Origin of the sequence: Anoxybacillus sp. ST4, from assembly GCF_019448545.1 — a bacterium.
Taxonomy (GTDB): Bacteria; Bacillota; Bacilli; order Bacillales; family Anoxybacillaceae; genus Anoxybacillus; species Anoxybacillus pushchinoensis.
In genome coordinates, this window is record NZ_JAHZOE010000007.1 from 21,337 (window position 1) to 35,200 (window position 13,864).

Below are 13,864 nucleotides of genomic sequence, written 5' to 3' on the forward strand. Positions count from 1 at the left end.
CCTAGATCCATCGCTTATGTTGTAAATAAGCAATGATTTGTTGTACGCACTGTTCAATGGAATGTTCATCCGTATCAACGATGAGCTCTGGAGAAATTGGCGGTTCATACGGTGAATCAATGCCGGTAAAGTCGCGAATTTCGCCACGTCTCGCTTTTTTATACAGCCCTTTTGGGTCGCGTTGTTCGCACGTTTCAAGCGGGCAGCGGACATAAATTTCAACAAACTCATCTTGTTCTAGTTTGTCGCGCACAAGTTGGCGATCTTGACGAAAAGGAGAAATAAAGGCAGTCAGCACAATTTGTCCGCTGTCTACGAACAACTTCGCAACTTCGCCAATGCGGCGAATGTTTTCAGTGCGATCTTCAGCAGAAAAGCCTAAATCGCTATTTAAACCGTGGCGTACGTTGTCCCCGTCAAGCACATAGCATTGAATGTTTTGTTCAAATAACGTTTTAGCGACTGCATTGGCTAATGTAGACTTACCTGATCCTGATAGCCCAGTAAACCAAAGAACGAAGCTATGATGGTTATTTTTTTTTCTTCGATCTTTCTTTGTCACACTCTCTTCATGCCAAACGATATTCATCATCGTCCACCTCCGACTGTTTGTAAGCCGTCCATGAGCACGCGCACAACTTCTGGGCGGCTAAATGTACTTGGCGGCATTTCACCAGCTCTTAACATTTCCCGTACTTTCGTCCCGGAAAGAACGACGTGGGCTGTTGCATCGTGCGGGCATGTTTTTGTTGACGCCATCGCTTCGCATTTTGTGCAATAAAAGCTATGCTCGAAAAAGAGCGGAGTAATGCCGAGTTCTTCATTTGTAAACTGTAAGAAAATTTTTTGTGCGTCATATGTGCCATAATAGTTGCCGACTCCTGCATGGTCGCGGCCGACAATAAAGTGTGTGCAGCCGAAATTTTTGCGCACGAGCGCATGGAAAATGGCTTCACGCGGACCAGCATAACGCATAGCAGCTGTAAACACCCCAAGAAAGACGCGGTCTTTTGGATAATAATGCTCAAGCAACACTTGATAACTTTTTAAGCGAATATCGGCTGGAATGTCATCATCTTTCGTTTCCCCGACGAGCGGATTTAAATAAAGACCATCCACGATTTCGAGGGCGCACTTTTGAATGTATTCATGCGCGCGATGAACGGGATTGCGCGTCTGAAATCCGACGACCGTTTTCCAGCCGAGCTCTGCGAATCGTTGTTTTGTTTCGCTTGGCGTGAAAAAGAATGGTGAAAAAATTCCTTTATTTGTTTGTTGAACGAGATTGACTGGTCCACCAATATATACGTCTGGTTTTTCAAATAGCTTTTTTACCCCTGGATGTGCGACATCGTCTGTTTGATAAACGAGTTGAGCTTCTTTTCTTTTATCAGGGCGGTATATATGTTGCACTTCCATTGTTCCGTATACCGTTTTCCCATAAACGAGTTGGACTTCGTCACCGAGCGCCAGCTGTTTCGCATCGTGTTCAGTTACCGCAAGCGTAATAGGAATGCTCCATACTGCTCCGTTTGTGAGCCGCATCGTTTCGACAACGGAATCATAATCATCCTTTCCTAAAAAGCCTGTAAGCGGTTCGTATCCGCCGATGGCAAGTAATTCGAGATCACTTAATTCAGCTTTACTTAATGGAATTTGTTTCATCTTAGACGCCTCCTAAACTTATTATTCTTATAAAATAACTAGGATTAAATGCCGCCGCCATGCTCGTGAAATGAACGGCGCTCTTCTGTCATCGTCTTTTTTAAGCTCATTGTGCCAAGCGTAGCGAAACAAACGCTAACGATGGCGATGGCTGTATATATATCGCTATGAAGCAATAATTTAATTAAGCTGTATGAGACAGCTAGCGCGAAAATAGGGGAAACGACCCATACTTTCAGCACTTGAATAACAATTTGTTTTTGCCAAATCGAAAAGCCGCTTTTTGTTGTACCGATACCAATAATGGCTGATGTTGTAATTTGGGTGAGCGGGACGGGAAGACCAAACAAAGAAGATATAATGACAAGCGTTGCACCGATCCCGGAAATAATACACCCTTCTAATTGTGAGAAGGCGGTAATTTTTTTCCCATTTGTCTCTAATACGCGACTGCCGAAAAAAAGTGCACCGAGCGCAACGAACAGTCCGCCAAATATGATGCCGTGTTGCACCGATAACAAGCCTGCTCCAACGAGAGGGCCAACGGCGTTCGCAACGTTGTTCATTCCAGCTGAAAACGCCTCAAAAAAACCAGCAATAACAAGCAAAAAGCCGATCCATTTGTTTTGTTGAAACGTTTTTCGTTTTAACCATTTGCCAATTAAAAAAGCGAGCGAAAAAGCTGCAAGCGGTGTAATGAGCCAAAACGAAACGATCCAAAGCAGTTTGCCGACATATAAACTTTGATAAGCGATTCCTGCTCCGACGACCGATCCTACGGTTACTTCGCTCGTTGATAGCGGAATGCCAAGAACGTTTGCGGCAAATAATGAAATCGTTGCTGCAGCTAAAACGATCACGACAAGTTCCGTTTGTAAAATGGATGAAGGAACAATACCAGAGCCGATCGTTTTTACTACTTCTCCTCCGCTTAAACTTCCGAGGAAAATCGCGATAGCGCATATGACTAAAGCGATACGCTTGTTAGATAACGCGCCTGATCCGTAAGCGGCTCCCATCGTTGCTGCCGCCCCGCTTCCTCCAATGTTCATCGCAAAGAAAAAGGCGATAATAAAAGCAGCTATAACCAATGCCTTCCCCCCTTTACGACTCATGTAAGCCGCATTCTGTTTTCCCTAGCCCGGCCCATCGCCCAGAGCGTAAATCTTCCTCCGTATAAGCAGGTGCTGTACATGGCGCGCAACCGATGCTCGGATACCCGCGATCATGAAGCGGATTGTAGGCAAGATTGTGCCGATGAACGTAGCGCCATACATCTTTCCACGTCCAATGAATGAGCGGGCAAACTTTAATGCTTTTGAACTTTTTGTCGAGATTTATAAATTGGACGTGTTGCCGGGTAGGTGATTGTTCCCGCCTTAGTCCAGAAATCCATGCTTTTTTCCCTGCTATCGCTTGACGTAGTGGAATAATTTTTCTTAGCTCACAGCATTTGTTCGGATCTTTTTTCCAAAGCTCAGCCCCGAATTGTTGTTCTTGCTCTGCAAGCGATAAAGATGGGGACTGCAAATGAATGCGCAAGCGAGGATACGCTTGTTTCACACGTTCGATCGTTTCATACGTTTCAGCAAAATGTACATGCGTATCGAGAAACACAATTTCAGCATCGTTCCGCACTTGAGAAATAAGGTCAATTAAAACGATGCCCTCAATACCGAAGCTACATGCATATAAAAGATCATCACCGTAATGGTCGTATGCCCATGTCAATACATGTACAGCCCCTTTTTCCTCGTTATCTATTGGAAAAGTAGGTTTTTGAACATCATCCCACGTTTCATACGTAATCATGCTTCATCACCCTCACTGTTTGATTGTTTTAAATTTTAACACAATTCAACCGAATGTCAATCCTAGTTTTTCTATCGGAATTTATTTTTTAAAAACAGCATGGCAAACGAAAAAAAACATGATTATACTGTTTGTATGGGAGATGTTGAAGGGAGTGGAGTATATTTGCGGCTTATTTTATTGGAAGAATATGATGAAAGAACGATGGAATTAGCACGTCCCATTTACGATCGTCATCGTCGCGTGCTGTTGGCGGCAGGGAGAAAAATTCATCCAAAATATGTAGAACGTTTAAAACAGATGGATATTCGTTATGTGTTTGTTGAAGATGCCGCATCTGAAGGGATTACTTTGGAAGAGTTGCTCGATATGCCATCGTGGATTGACGCCATCGATGTTGTAGAGGAAGCATTTGACGCGGTGCGAAAGCGCGAAGAATTACCGATTCGCTCGTTGTTTAAACTAGCAGTAAAGCTCGTCGATGAAGTGAAAAAAAGAAAAGTGTTAGCCGTTATTCCTGCAACATCCATCGCCATGGAGGTACAGCCGTATGCCCATGCGGTGAACGTTGCGTTATTGTCGTTGCAGCTAGGAAAAAAGATGAATTGTAACGATTTGCAGCTGCGCGATTTAGCGCTTGGCGCGTTGCTTCATGACATTGGGAAAGCGCTAGAAGGAGAAGAACATCATACGGTCAAAGGATTTGAATATTTACGGAAGGAACGTGAACTAAGTTTGTTATGTGCGCATGTAGCATACCAACATCACGAACATGTGAATGGTTCGGGTACGCCGCGCGGGTTAACAGAAACAAGCATTCATTTGTACGCTCAAATTTGTGCCATCGCCGATGAATATGAAAACTTAATTTCGGTTGAATTTGTGCCACCGCACGAAGCTTTGGAAATTATTATGGCACGAAGCGGCATTCGTTATAGCCAGCAGCTTGTACGGCTATTCGTTGAGACGATTCCTGCATATTTGCCAGGGACGATGGTGAAAATGAGCGACGGAAGAAACGCCATCGTCACAAAAATTATCGAGCATATGCAACGTCCATACGTACGTTATATAGATACACATGAAGAAATTGCCCTTGCCGATCATCCGTCGCTATTGATCGTCGGGCAGGCGTTATAGCTTTTTCCGTAAGCTTCCAAGCTCTTCAACGATCGCTTGCATTTCGCTTGGACTAAACGATTGCTTCTTCATTACCATATCGTATATATCTTTTAATTCATCGTATAGTTGCTCGTCAAAATGGTGCGGTTTAATCGCATCAAAATTTAAAACCTTTAGTTTTTCTTTTATTTGTTCAATCATTTGTTCAACTGATAAACGCACAATCGTCATCCTTTCATGTATGATTTTGTTCATTGTATCATTGTTTGATATGTGAGGTGAAATGAAATGATTCGTGTATTATTCGTTTGTTTAGGAAACATTTGTCGTTCTCCGATGGCGGAAGCTTTATTTCGTCATCTTGTCAAAAAGGAAGGGCTGGATCACGTCATTGCTGTCGACTCGGCAGGAACGGGCAATTGGCATGTCGGTAAGCCGCCCCATCATGGGACGCAGCGCATTTTAACAGAAAAGCAAATTGATTTTACAGGGTTGAAAGCGCGCCAAGTTACGAAAGACGATTTCCATACATTTGATTATATCATCGGTATGGATAGCGAGAATATCGCTCATCTTCGCCGCCTAGTCGGTGAAGATTGTCGCGCTGTGATTGCTCGCTTTATGGATTTTGTACCTAATCGTCGTGTCGACGATGTTCCTGATCCTTACTTTACAGGAAATTTTGAAGAAGTGTACGAATTAGTAGAGGAAGGGTGTAAACATATATTAGAGCGAATCAAACGAGATCACTCGTTGTAAGAGGGGGAGAAGCAATGGGGAAGGAGAAATGGATTGTACTCGCCGGCGTTGCTTTATTGTTAGGGAACAAAAAGGCGAGACAAGCGATCAAAAACACATGTGTTGAGTGGATCGATCATGTAAAAGAAATAAAGGAAACCGTTCATGAAACGCGACAACATGTGGACGAAATGGTGAATGATTTGCAGTTTATTGTGAATAAACTAAGTGAAGTAAAAGAAACAACACCACAAGTGATGAAGTGGATAGAGGAGCTGATTCGTAAACGTTCCTCGTAGAAGCGAGGTGGGGTGGGAGATGATTGTTAGCTTTTCAGTTGTTCGTGAGCTAATGAAACGGTTTGAAGAAGATGAAATTTTTGATTTATCCGCTGAGTTAGCATATTTCTTTTTGCTGTCGCTATTTCCATTTTTACTGTTTTTGTTAACGTTTTTATCGTATTTGCCTATCCCGCATGAAGATGTGATCGCCTTTTTTAGTCAATATGCGCCAAGCGAAACGGCGCATTTAATTGAGGCAAACATTAAACAACTTATAGCATCGCAAAGCGGAAAGTGGTTATCTTTTAGCGTGCTTGCTACGGTGTGGGCTGCATCGAACGGCATGTCGGCCATTATTCGGGCATTAAATCGAGCATACGATGTGAAAGAAACGCGCTCTTTTCTCGTTGCCCGTGGAGTTTCGATTTTGCTTACTTTTGCGATGATTTTTGTTATTATTGTCGCGCTCGTCTTCCCTGTATTCGGGAAGATGATTGGCACGTTTCTTTTTTCTGCATTCGGACTGTCGCATGTGTTTTTACACATATGGGAAACGATCCGTTGGTTCGTTAGTTTCATCATTTTATTTTTTGTATTTTCTGTACTATACGTATTTGCACCAAGCAAATACGTTCGGTTTCGTGATGTGTGGAGCGGGGCGCTATTGGCAACAGTCGGATGGATGGTCGTTTCACTCGCTTTTTCGTATTACGTCAATCAATTTGGCAACTATTCTGCAATGTATGGTAGTTTGGGTGGAATCATCGCGCTCATGGTTTGGTTTTACTTATCAGGGATGATGATTGTGTTAGGTGGGGAGTTAAACGCCATTTTTTGTTGTAAAAAAGAAGGAAAAATGCGTATACGGTAGTCATTCCCTCTCATAAAAAGGGCGCTTAAAAGCGAAAATAGTGATGAAGGGGGATTGACGATGACGAAAAAGACGAAAAAAGACGGCGGGACAAAGCAAAAAGGAAAAAGCCGTCCGAAACATAAAACGAGCAGCAGTGCAAATGGACAAAATGGATACCACTAAAAAAGAGGGATGTGCTTACGCATCCCTCTTTATTCTGCGATTTCTTCGTAATGGTAGTACGTTTGGTTGTAAATATGTTCGATTTCTGCATCTGTCATATAAACAAGCTGTTCTTGGTTAAAGCCCCGCAATTTTGTAATAAACTCAATCATATTTTTTCTTTCTTCTCTACTCACCATCATCGCTCTCCCCTCTGTTTTAAAACAGTTTATTTTGTTTAATTGTATTATATAACAGAGGTTCAAAAAACGTCAACGTTTTTTTCTTGTTTTTTAGAAAAAGATGTTGAAAATTTTGTGAACGGTCGTTGGGCAAATAATAAAAGAAGCAAAAGAAAGCTAACGCTAAAAAAGAACCATTCATCTTTCTGTTGTAATACAACACCGCCAATGACAGGGCCGCATATGCTACCAACGCTGTATAACATGCCGCACAAAATGTTGCCGACAGGAAGAAGCGATTTTTGCAACAAGTCGGTCATATAAGCCATCCCGAGCGAAAAGAGCGAGCCGACAAACATACCGGCAACGAAAAACGTCGTTGTTAGTTGCACAGGAGAAGAAAACCATGTAGCGATAGCAAAACAAAGGGCACCTACAGCTAATGAAATAATAATCATCGTTTTTCGTGAAAAGCGATCGCTTAACGTTCCGAGCGGAAGTTGAAAAGCGATGCCTCCAAGGGCAAACGCAGGAAGCATCATTGCAACTGTCTCAACGCTTAACTCGTTTCTTAGTGCATAAATTGGAAACATGCTATGAAGCGACGCCTCTAAAAAGCCGTAGCCGAACGGCAACAACAAAGCTGGCCATGCTTGCTTCCAAGCGTGAAAAAAGCGTGTCGCTCCAACTTTTTCTGCTTCTTCCGTTTGCGGATACGTATGTGGCAAGAAAAATAACAATATCCAGCCACATAAGCTGAGCAAAGATGAGACAATGAACGGCAACGCTTCGTGTATGTGAACGAGCGGAACGAGAAGTGGTCCGATCATAAAGCCGACGCCAAACGATAAACCATATAGCGAAATGTTGCGACCGCGCCGATGAGTAGGAGAAGCGTATGTAATCCATGTTTGAGAACCGAAATGAAGGATATGATCGCCAATTCCAATGAGCAATCGAAGCATAAACCAAAACAAAAGCGATGATGAAACCGAAAAAATCGCCAAAGAAACGATGACGATCGCTCCACCGAACATCATTAAACGCTTAAAGCCGTAGCGGCGAAGCGGACGCTCTAAAAACGGTGACACGACAAGAACGCCGATGTACATAGCTGTCGCATGTATGCCGCTAAGCGATGAATGCACGCCACTTTGCTCAAAAATGATAGAGATGAGCGGCAATAGTAGCCCTTGGGAAAGCCCTGAAATCATGACGATGCTAACTAAGATGAAAAAATGACGTTGTTGCATAATGACCTCCTGTAATACGTTCACTATGTTCGATGTTAAAACGTTTCATGAAAAGAAGCAACAATGGTGGATTTTTTTTATGGAGAGGATAAATTGCTCACTTTTGAAAAAAATAACGATGAACGACGGAAAAAGAAAGGAGTTTACACCATGAAAAGATGGTTTGCTTTAAGCATGATACTCATTTTCGCATGTATGCCAACGATTAGTGAAGCAACTGTCAAACTTCCTTCATCGGTCATTGACATTTCAAAAGAAAATACGTATCCAAATCCGACACAAAATTTGCCGTATTTACAACCGAGCGAACTAGCGAAACAACTGCTTCAGTCGGCGAATGTAAAAATTGAAAATCCGGAATTAATTCGTCTTTTAAACGAATCGTCGATTTCAAGCACGCCATTTGCGATCGGTTACGAAGCGACGATTTATTTAGGGCAATGGCCGTTGAATTACGAATCGACAGAAACATCAACGAACTGGGAGTATCAAAAAGTGAATACGAACTTTATTGACAATCGCGGTGGGAAAACAGCGGTGCGATTAACGTATAGACAAGAAATACAAAAACAAGTGCGCGGAGGCCTAACGGCAAGTATACCGAACGAAGAAGATGTGAAAAAAATGATGCTTTTAACAGCGATGAAAAAAACAAATTTGCCACTTTCTTTCAGCACATGGATCGGCATTGGGACGAAAAAGGAACAAGCGTATAACGTTCCGCCGAAAAAGTTAGGCTATTTATATGCTTACGCCCCGGCGGTCAATGAAAAAGGAAAAGTGACGTATGGCGAAGTATATATCGTCTTAAAAGGAAAGAAAAAAAGCATTGTCGTGAAAAACGTTACATCACAAGGGATTGGTGCTTGGATTCCTGTACAAGATCGTCTATCATTTGCCTTTGTTGCGAGCGACGTGCCGAGATGATGCAAAAAAGCTTGTCGTATTGTTCGACAAGCTTTTTCATTACTACCGTTCGATGTTTGCTTTTCTTTTCGTAAAGTCGACGTTCGGATAGTAGCGATTTTTCACGAGCACGTTCGGCCCTAAACATTTCACCGCAGGGCAATGACAGTTCAACGATTTAGCTAAATGTGATGTCATCCATTTATTATAAGCAGAAAGAAGCGAGTCGGTTTGAATGTTGCCGAGCGTCGGCTCATCACCAAAATCGGTAACAATAATGTCACCTGTAAAAATGTTCACATTTAATCGCGACCGGCCATCAGGGTCGTTGCGCACCGTTACATTTTTGCTTTCGTATAAACGCTTTAACAACGCTAAATCTTCTTCATCGTCGCTGCACGGATAAAACGGCAACGTGCCAAACAACATCCATACGTTTTCATCTCGTATATCGAGCAAATGATGAATCGTTTCGCGCAGTTCATCGAGCGTTAACGTTTCCAAGTTGCTCGCAAAGTCGCTCGGATACATCGGATGCACTTCATGTCGTTTACAGCCCATGTCGTTTACAATTTGGCGATGAATCGTTTCTATATGTGGACGTGTTCGTTTATTTAACATCGTCTCTGCGGACACGATGACTCCCGTACGAGAAATCGCCCGCGCATTTTCAATCATGCGCATAAAATAACGCTCACGCTGTGCGACGGTCGGCTTTTTCTCCATCATCGCAAAGCCGCCTTCAACGAAATCATCGATCGTACCCCAATTGTGCGAAATGTGCAAAACGTCTAAGTAAGGAATAATTTTTTCATATCGTTCTAAGTCGAGCGTTAAATTTGAGTTAATTTGTGTGCGCACCCCGCGTTCGTGTGCATATTTTAACAACGGCACGACGTATTGTTCGACAGATTTGAGCGAAAGCATCGGCTCGCCGCCTGTAATGCTTAACGAGCGCAAATGTGGAATTTCATCGAGGCGGCGAAGAAGAAGATCGAGCGGTAGCGCCTCAGGGTCTTTCGTGCGCAATGTATAACCGACAGCGCAATGTTCACAGCGCATATTGCAAAGGGTCGTTGTTGTAAACTCAATATTCGTTAACTGCATGCTGCCATACTGTTCGACGTCCATATATGCTTCCCACGGATCAAATGTAGGGGAAATCGGTTGACGCAATAATGTTCCCATAACGAATCTCCTTTATTTTAAAAAGTAGGACTAACGATAATTATGCAAAGTGAACGGAATCGTTGTCAATGATGTTTCGATCGTGTACGATAAAGAAAAAGTGAGGTGACAACGTTGGGCAACGCGGTATCGGATCAAAATCTACAACTAACATATTTAAAAACGCGCTTAAATATGTTTCTCGAAGTGCTTGAAGCCATCGATCCAGAAACGACGGAGTTAGAAGATATTGACCGTCTTATTCAAATGATTGATGATTTAGAAATGAAATACGAGCGGTTTAAAAAAGATTGGGAAAAAAGTCGCTAAGCGGCTTTTTTTCGCGTTTGAAAAAGATGTATAATACAAGTGGAGAATTCGAAAAATTGTTACATATTGAACAAAGGGGAAGGGTTATAGGATGGAAAAGTTTCAAGAGAGTATGTACAAGCTAATCGTTGAGACGTCAACAAAATTGCCGAAAGATGTACGCCGCGCCATCGCTAAGGCGAAGATGCGTGAAAATGCTGGAACGAGGGCGGCTATGTCGCTTGCTACGATCGTACAAAACATTCAAATGGCAGATGAAAATGTATCGCCAATTTGCCAAGATACGGGGTTGCCGACGTTTAAAATTAAAGTCCCTGTAGGCGTCAATCAAATGGAGATGAAAGAAGCGATTCGTCGAGCGATCGCTCAAGCAACGAAAGACGGCAAATTACGTCCAAACTCCGTTGATTCATTAACAGGTGAAAATAGCGGCGATAATTTAGGGATCGGACTGCCTGTTGTGAAATTTGAGCAATGGGAAAAAGATTATATTGATGTTCGTTTAATTTTAAAAGGTGGCGGCTGTGAAAATAAAAACATTCAATATAGCTTGCCATGTGAATTAGAAGGACTCGGTCGCGCAGGTCGCGATTTAGATGGTATTCGCAAATGTATTTTACATGCGGTATATCAAGCACAAGGACAAGGATGTAGCGCTGGATTTATTGGCGTCGGCATCGGTGGTGACCGCTCCGCTGGATACGACTTGGCGAAGGAACAACTATTCCGTTCTGTTGACGACGTCAACCCGAACGAAGACTTGCGCAAATTAGAAGAATACATTATGGAAGCAGCGAATAAACTTGGGATCGGGACGATGGGCTTTGGTGGCGAAACGACGCTGCTCGGCTGTAAAATCGGCGTCATGCACCGCATCCCCGCAAGCTTTTTCGTTTCTGTCGCATACAACTGTTGGGCATTCCGCCGCTTAGGTGTCATTATTGATCCGCATACAGGGGACATTCAACAATGGCTGTATCAAGAAGGAGAAGCTGTTGATTTCAAACAAGAAGAAGAAAAAGTGACGAGCGAAGCGCGCGAAGTTGTTCTTGAAGCGCCAATTACAGAAGAACAAATTCGTTCGTTAAAAGTAGGTGATGTCGTTCGCATTAACGGCATGATTTACACAGGACGAGATGCGATTCATAAACATTTAATGGATCATGATGCTCCTGTTGATTTAAACGGTCAAATCATTTATCACTGTGGACCGGTGATGTTAAAAGATGAAAATGGAAAATGGCACGTGAAAGCAGCTGGTCCAACGACAAGCATTCGCGAAGAGCCTTATCAAGGGGAAATTATGAAAAAATTCGGCATTCGTGCTGTCATTGGAAAAGGTGGCATGGGAGCTAAAACGTTAGCGGCATTAAAGGAACACGGCGGCGTGTATTTAAACGCCATCGGTGGTGCCGCGCAATATTATGCGGACTGTATCCAGTCGGTCGAAGGTGTTGACTTTTTAGAGTTTGGTATTCCAGAAGCGATGTGGCATTTGCGTGTAAAAGATTTTACAGCGGTCGTCACGATGGATTCACACGGCAACAGCTTGCACGAAGACGTCGAAAAATCATCGCTTGAAAAATTGGCTCAATTTAAAGAGCGCGTATTTTAACGAAAAAATCCGTCTAGCGAGCAGCTAGGCGGATTTTTTATGTCCGATTTTGCACAACCTATCATGGAAAGGAATAGGGAGGTGCAAGAAGTGAGAAAAATGTTTATGTTGTTTTTCTTCCTTTTATGTTTGCCGCTTAATGAAGCAGAGGCGATGTCATGGGGATTGAAGCGGAGCGAAAATCATATTCCCCCTTCTGCTGGGAAACAGTTAGACGAACTACTCGCCAAATACGATGCTTTTTATTTAGGCGATCCGACGAAAAAACATATTTACTTAACGTTTGATAACGGATATGAAAATGGCTATACAGCGCAAATTTTAGACGTGCTTAAAGAAAAAAACGTTCCTGCGACGTTTTTTGTAACCGGTCATTATTTACAATCGGCCCCCGACTTAGTACAACGGATGGTAAATGAAGGACATATTGTCGGTAACCATTCGTGGCATCATCCGGATTTAACGACGGTCAGCGATGAGAAGTTACGTGAGGAGCTAGAGATGGTCAGAAAGAAAACAGAACTGTTGACGGGTCAGGAGCATATGCGCTACATGCGTCCTCCACGCGGCATTTTTGATGAGCGCACGATGCGTATTGCGCGCGAACTTGGCTATTATCATGTCTTTTGGTCGTTAGCGTTCGTCGATTGGCACGTTCACGATCAAAAAGGATGGGCATACGCTTACAATCACGTCATGAAACAAATTCATCCAGGTGCCATTATATTGCTGCATACAGTATCAAAAGACAATGCCGATGCGCTTGCTAAAATTATTGACGATTTACGAAAAGAAGGATATGTTTTTAAAAGCTTAGACGATTTCATGTTGCAAAAAATCAATGTCCCTACTTGGATTTTTTCCCTTTGACGATGTGCAAAGGGATTTGTTTTGATACAATGGGAAAGGGGAGGGATGGTAATGATTCATGTTCAGCCTCCATACGATTTTACGCGAGTATGCGAACGGCTTGCAAACGATCCGCTTATACGTATTCATCATAACGAAATCACCGTTCCGCTGTATGTGAACGAAAAGCCGCTTCTTGCGTACGTGAAAAGCGTTGGAACAAAAGAGAAACCAGCGTTTGTCGTGTCATGTGACGATGAACAGTATAAAGAAGAAGTGATCGCGCGTCTTTCGCGCATTTTTCATTGGGACAGGCCGCTTGCTTTCATTCACCATCATTTTATACAAACAAACTTGCGCGACGTATTTATCGCTCATGAAGGAACGCCGCTTGTATTAGAATTTGATTTATATTTTTGTTTAATGAAATGCATTATTCACCAACAAATTCATATGAAAGTGGCCTATCGGCTAACGGAACGTTTTGTCCGTACATTTGGTGAGCGTCTCGGGGATGTATACATTTATCCGCGGCCTGAGCGCGTCGCCAATGCTTCATATGATGAATTGCGGGCTTTGTCGTTGAGTGAGCGAAAAGCGCAATATATTGTTGATATTTCACGGCTTATCGTAGAAGGAAAGTTGCGCTTAGAAGAGATGCATTCGCTTTCTGACGAGGAAGTGGCGAAACAGCTTCTTTCGATCCGTGGCATCGGTCCATGGACGGTGCAAAATTTTTTATTGTTTGGTCTGGGGCGTCCAAATGTATTCCCGAAAGGAGACGTCGGTTTGCAACGGGCGATTGAACGAACATTTCAGCTCGATCATCGCCCGACGATGAAAGAAATGGACGCATTTCAACGAATGTGGGAACCATATGCAAGCTATGCCGCTTTGTATCTATGGAGAAGTATAGAGTAGGAGAGAAA

General features: G+C 43.0%; 17 protein-coding genes. 9 read left to right on the plus strand and 8 right to left on the minus strand.

The genetic code is table 11. The features are described 5' to 3' along the window. Position 1 precedes the first annotated feature (1 nt). The 4 genes from cysC to K1I44_RS06830 are packed head-to-tail and all read right to left on the minus strand — an operon-like array spanning position 2 to position 3,477. A complete protein-coding gene (gene cysC / locus K1I44_RS06815; RefSeq protein WP_003398598.1) occupies positions 2 to 589 on the minus strand; it encodes an adenylyl-sulfate kinase in 588 nt (195 codons plus the stop codon). Then, on the minus strand, positions 589 to 1,665 hold the full coding sequence (gene sat / locus K1I44_RS06820; protein ID WP_219985703.1) for a sulfate adenylyltransferase: 1,077 nt from the start codon (positions 1,663 to 1,665) through the stop codon (positions 589 to 591). The genes cysC and sat overlap by 1 nt, the downstream gene beginning before the upstream one ends. Positions 1,666 to 1,709: 44 nt before the next feature. After that, positions 1,710 to 2,756, minus strand: coding sequence for a sulfate permease (locus tag K1I44_RS06825; protein WP_219985704.1), 1,047 nt, complete (start codon positions 2,754 to 2,756; stop codon positions 1,710 to 1,712). A 13-nt stretch (positions 2,757 to 2,769) separates the two neighbouring features. Continuing rightward, positions 2,770 to 3,477, minus strand: a complete 708-nt coding sequence (locus K1I44_RS06830; RefSeq protein ID WP_219985705.1) for a phosphoadenylyl-sulfate reductase — start codon at positions 3,475 to 3,477, stop codon at positions 2,770 to 2,772. A 165-nt stretch (positions 3,478 to 3,642) separates the two neighbouring features. On the opposite strand from K1I44_RS06830, the gene K1I44_RS06835 reads away from it, so the two are divergent. Next, the gene (locus K1I44_RS06835; protein ID WP_219985736.1) at positions 3,643 to 4,617 is read left to right on the plus strand and encodes an HD-GYP domain-containing protein; all 975 of its coding nucleotides are present in this window, start codon (positions 3,643 to 3,645) and stop codon (positions 4,615 to 4,617) included. On the opposite strand, the gene K1I44_RS06840 is transcribed toward K1I44_RS06835, so the two are convergent. Further along, entirely contained in the window at positions 4,612 to 4,830 is a 219-nt protein-coding gene (locus K1I44_RS06840) for a DUF1128 domain-containing protein (RefSeq protein WP_035045394.1), read from the minus strand. The two genes, K1I44_RS06835 and K1I44_RS06840, sit on opposite strands and share 6 nt — an antisense overlap. A 57-nt stretch (positions 4,831 to 4,887) precedes the next feature. Between K1I44_RS06840 and K1I44_RS06845 the strand changes: the two genes are divergently transcribed. The 3 genes from K1I44_RS06845 to K1I44_RS06855 are packed head-to-tail and all read left to right on the plus strand — an operon-like array spanning position 4,888 to position 6,489. Then, positions 4,888 to 5,358: a low molecular weight protein-tyrosine-phosphatase gene (locus tag K1I44_RS06845; RefSeq protein WP_003398607.1), complete on the plus strand. Its 471-nt coding sequence runs from the start codon at positions 4,888 to 4,890 to the stop codon at positions 5,356 to 5,358. A gap of 14 nt (positions 5,359 to 5,372) precedes the next feature. Continuing rightward, positions 5,373 to 5,636, plus strand: coding sequence for a hypothetical protein (locus tag K1I44_RS06850; RefSeq protein ID WP_003398609.1), 264 nt, complete (start codon positions 5,373 to 5,375; stop codon positions 5,634 to 5,636). Positions 5,637 to 5,655: 19 nt separating this feature from the next. Beyond that, the gene (locus tag K1I44_RS06855; protein WP_219985706.1) at positions 5,656 to 6,489 is read left to right on the plus strand and encodes a YihY/virulence factor BrkB family protein; all 834 of its coding nucleotides are present in this window, start codon (positions 5,656 to 5,658) and stop codon (positions 6,487 to 6,489) included. A 194-nt stretch (positions 6,490 to 6,683) separates the two neighbouring features. Here the strand turns inward: K1I44_RS06855 and K1I44_RS06860 are convergent, their stop codons facing one another. After that, positions 6,684 to 6,833 carry a BH0509 family protein gene (locus K1I44_RS06860; RefSeq protein WP_219985737.1) on the minus strand — a complete coding sequence of 50 codons (150 nt, stop codon included), beginning with the start codon at positions 6,831 to 6,833 and terminating at the stop codon, positions 6,684 to 6,686. A 62-nt stretch (positions 6,834 to 6,895) separates the two neighbouring features. Continuing rightward, a complete protein-coding gene (locus tag K1I44_RS06865) occupies positions 6,896 to 8,068 on the minus strand; it encodes an MFS transporter (RefSeq protein WP_219985707.1) in 1,173 nt (390 codons plus the stop codon). 174 nt (positions 8,069 to 8,242) lie between these two features. Between K1I44_RS06865 and K1I44_RS06870 the strand changes: the two genes are divergently transcribed. Further along, complete coding sequence (locus K1I44_RS06870) at positions 8,243 to 8,995, plus strand: YfkD famly protein (RefSeq protein ID WP_370627969.1); 753 nt, start codon at positions 8,243 to 8,245, stop codon at positions 8,993 to 8,995. 42 nt (positions 8,996 to 9,037) lie between these two features. On the opposite strand, the gene yfkAB is transcribed toward K1I44_RS06870, so the two are convergent. Continuing rightward, entirely contained in the window at positions 9,038 to 10,162 is a 1,125-nt protein-coding gene (gene yfkAB / locus K1I44_RS06875) for a radical SAM/CxCxxxxC motif protein YfkAB (RefSeq protein ID WP_003397891.1), read from the minus strand. A gap of 114 nt (positions 10,163 to 10,276) precedes the next feature. Here yfkAB and K1I44_RS06880 point away from each other — a divergent pair, with 114 nt between their 5' ends. The 4 genes from K1I44_RS06880 (at position 10,277) to K1I44_RS06895 (ending at position 13,856) form a co-directional block, all read left to right on the plus strand. Further along, positions 10,277 to 10,471 carry an SE1561 family protein gene (locus tag K1I44_RS06880; RefSeq protein WP_003397893.1) on the plus strand — a complete coding sequence of 65 codons (195 nt, stop codon included), beginning with the start codon at positions 10,277 to 10,279 and terminating at the stop codon, positions 10,469 to 10,471. Between the two features lie 91 nt (positions 10,472 to 10,562). After that, positions 10,563 to 12,086: a fumarate hydratase gene (locus K1I44_RS06885; protein ID WP_003397894.1), complete on the plus strand. Its 1,524-nt coding sequence runs from the start codon at positions 10,563 to 10,565 to the stop codon at positions 12,084 to 12,086. A gap of 99 nt (positions 12,087 to 12,185) precedes the next feature. Continuing rightward, complete coding sequence (gene pdaA / locus K1I44_RS06890) at positions 12,186 to 12,956, plus strand: delta-lactam-biosynthetic de-N-acetylase (RefSeq protein ID WP_052016396.1); 771 nt, start codon at positions 12,186 to 12,188, stop codon at positions 12,954 to 12,956. 51 nt (positions 12,957 to 13,007) lie between these two features. Then, entirely contained in the window at positions 13,008 to 13,856 is an 849-nt protein-coding gene (locus K1I44_RS06895) for a DNA-3-methyladenine glycosylase family protein (RefSeq protein WP_081977257.1), read from the plus strand. Positions 13,857 to 13,864 lie beyond the last annotated feature (8 nt).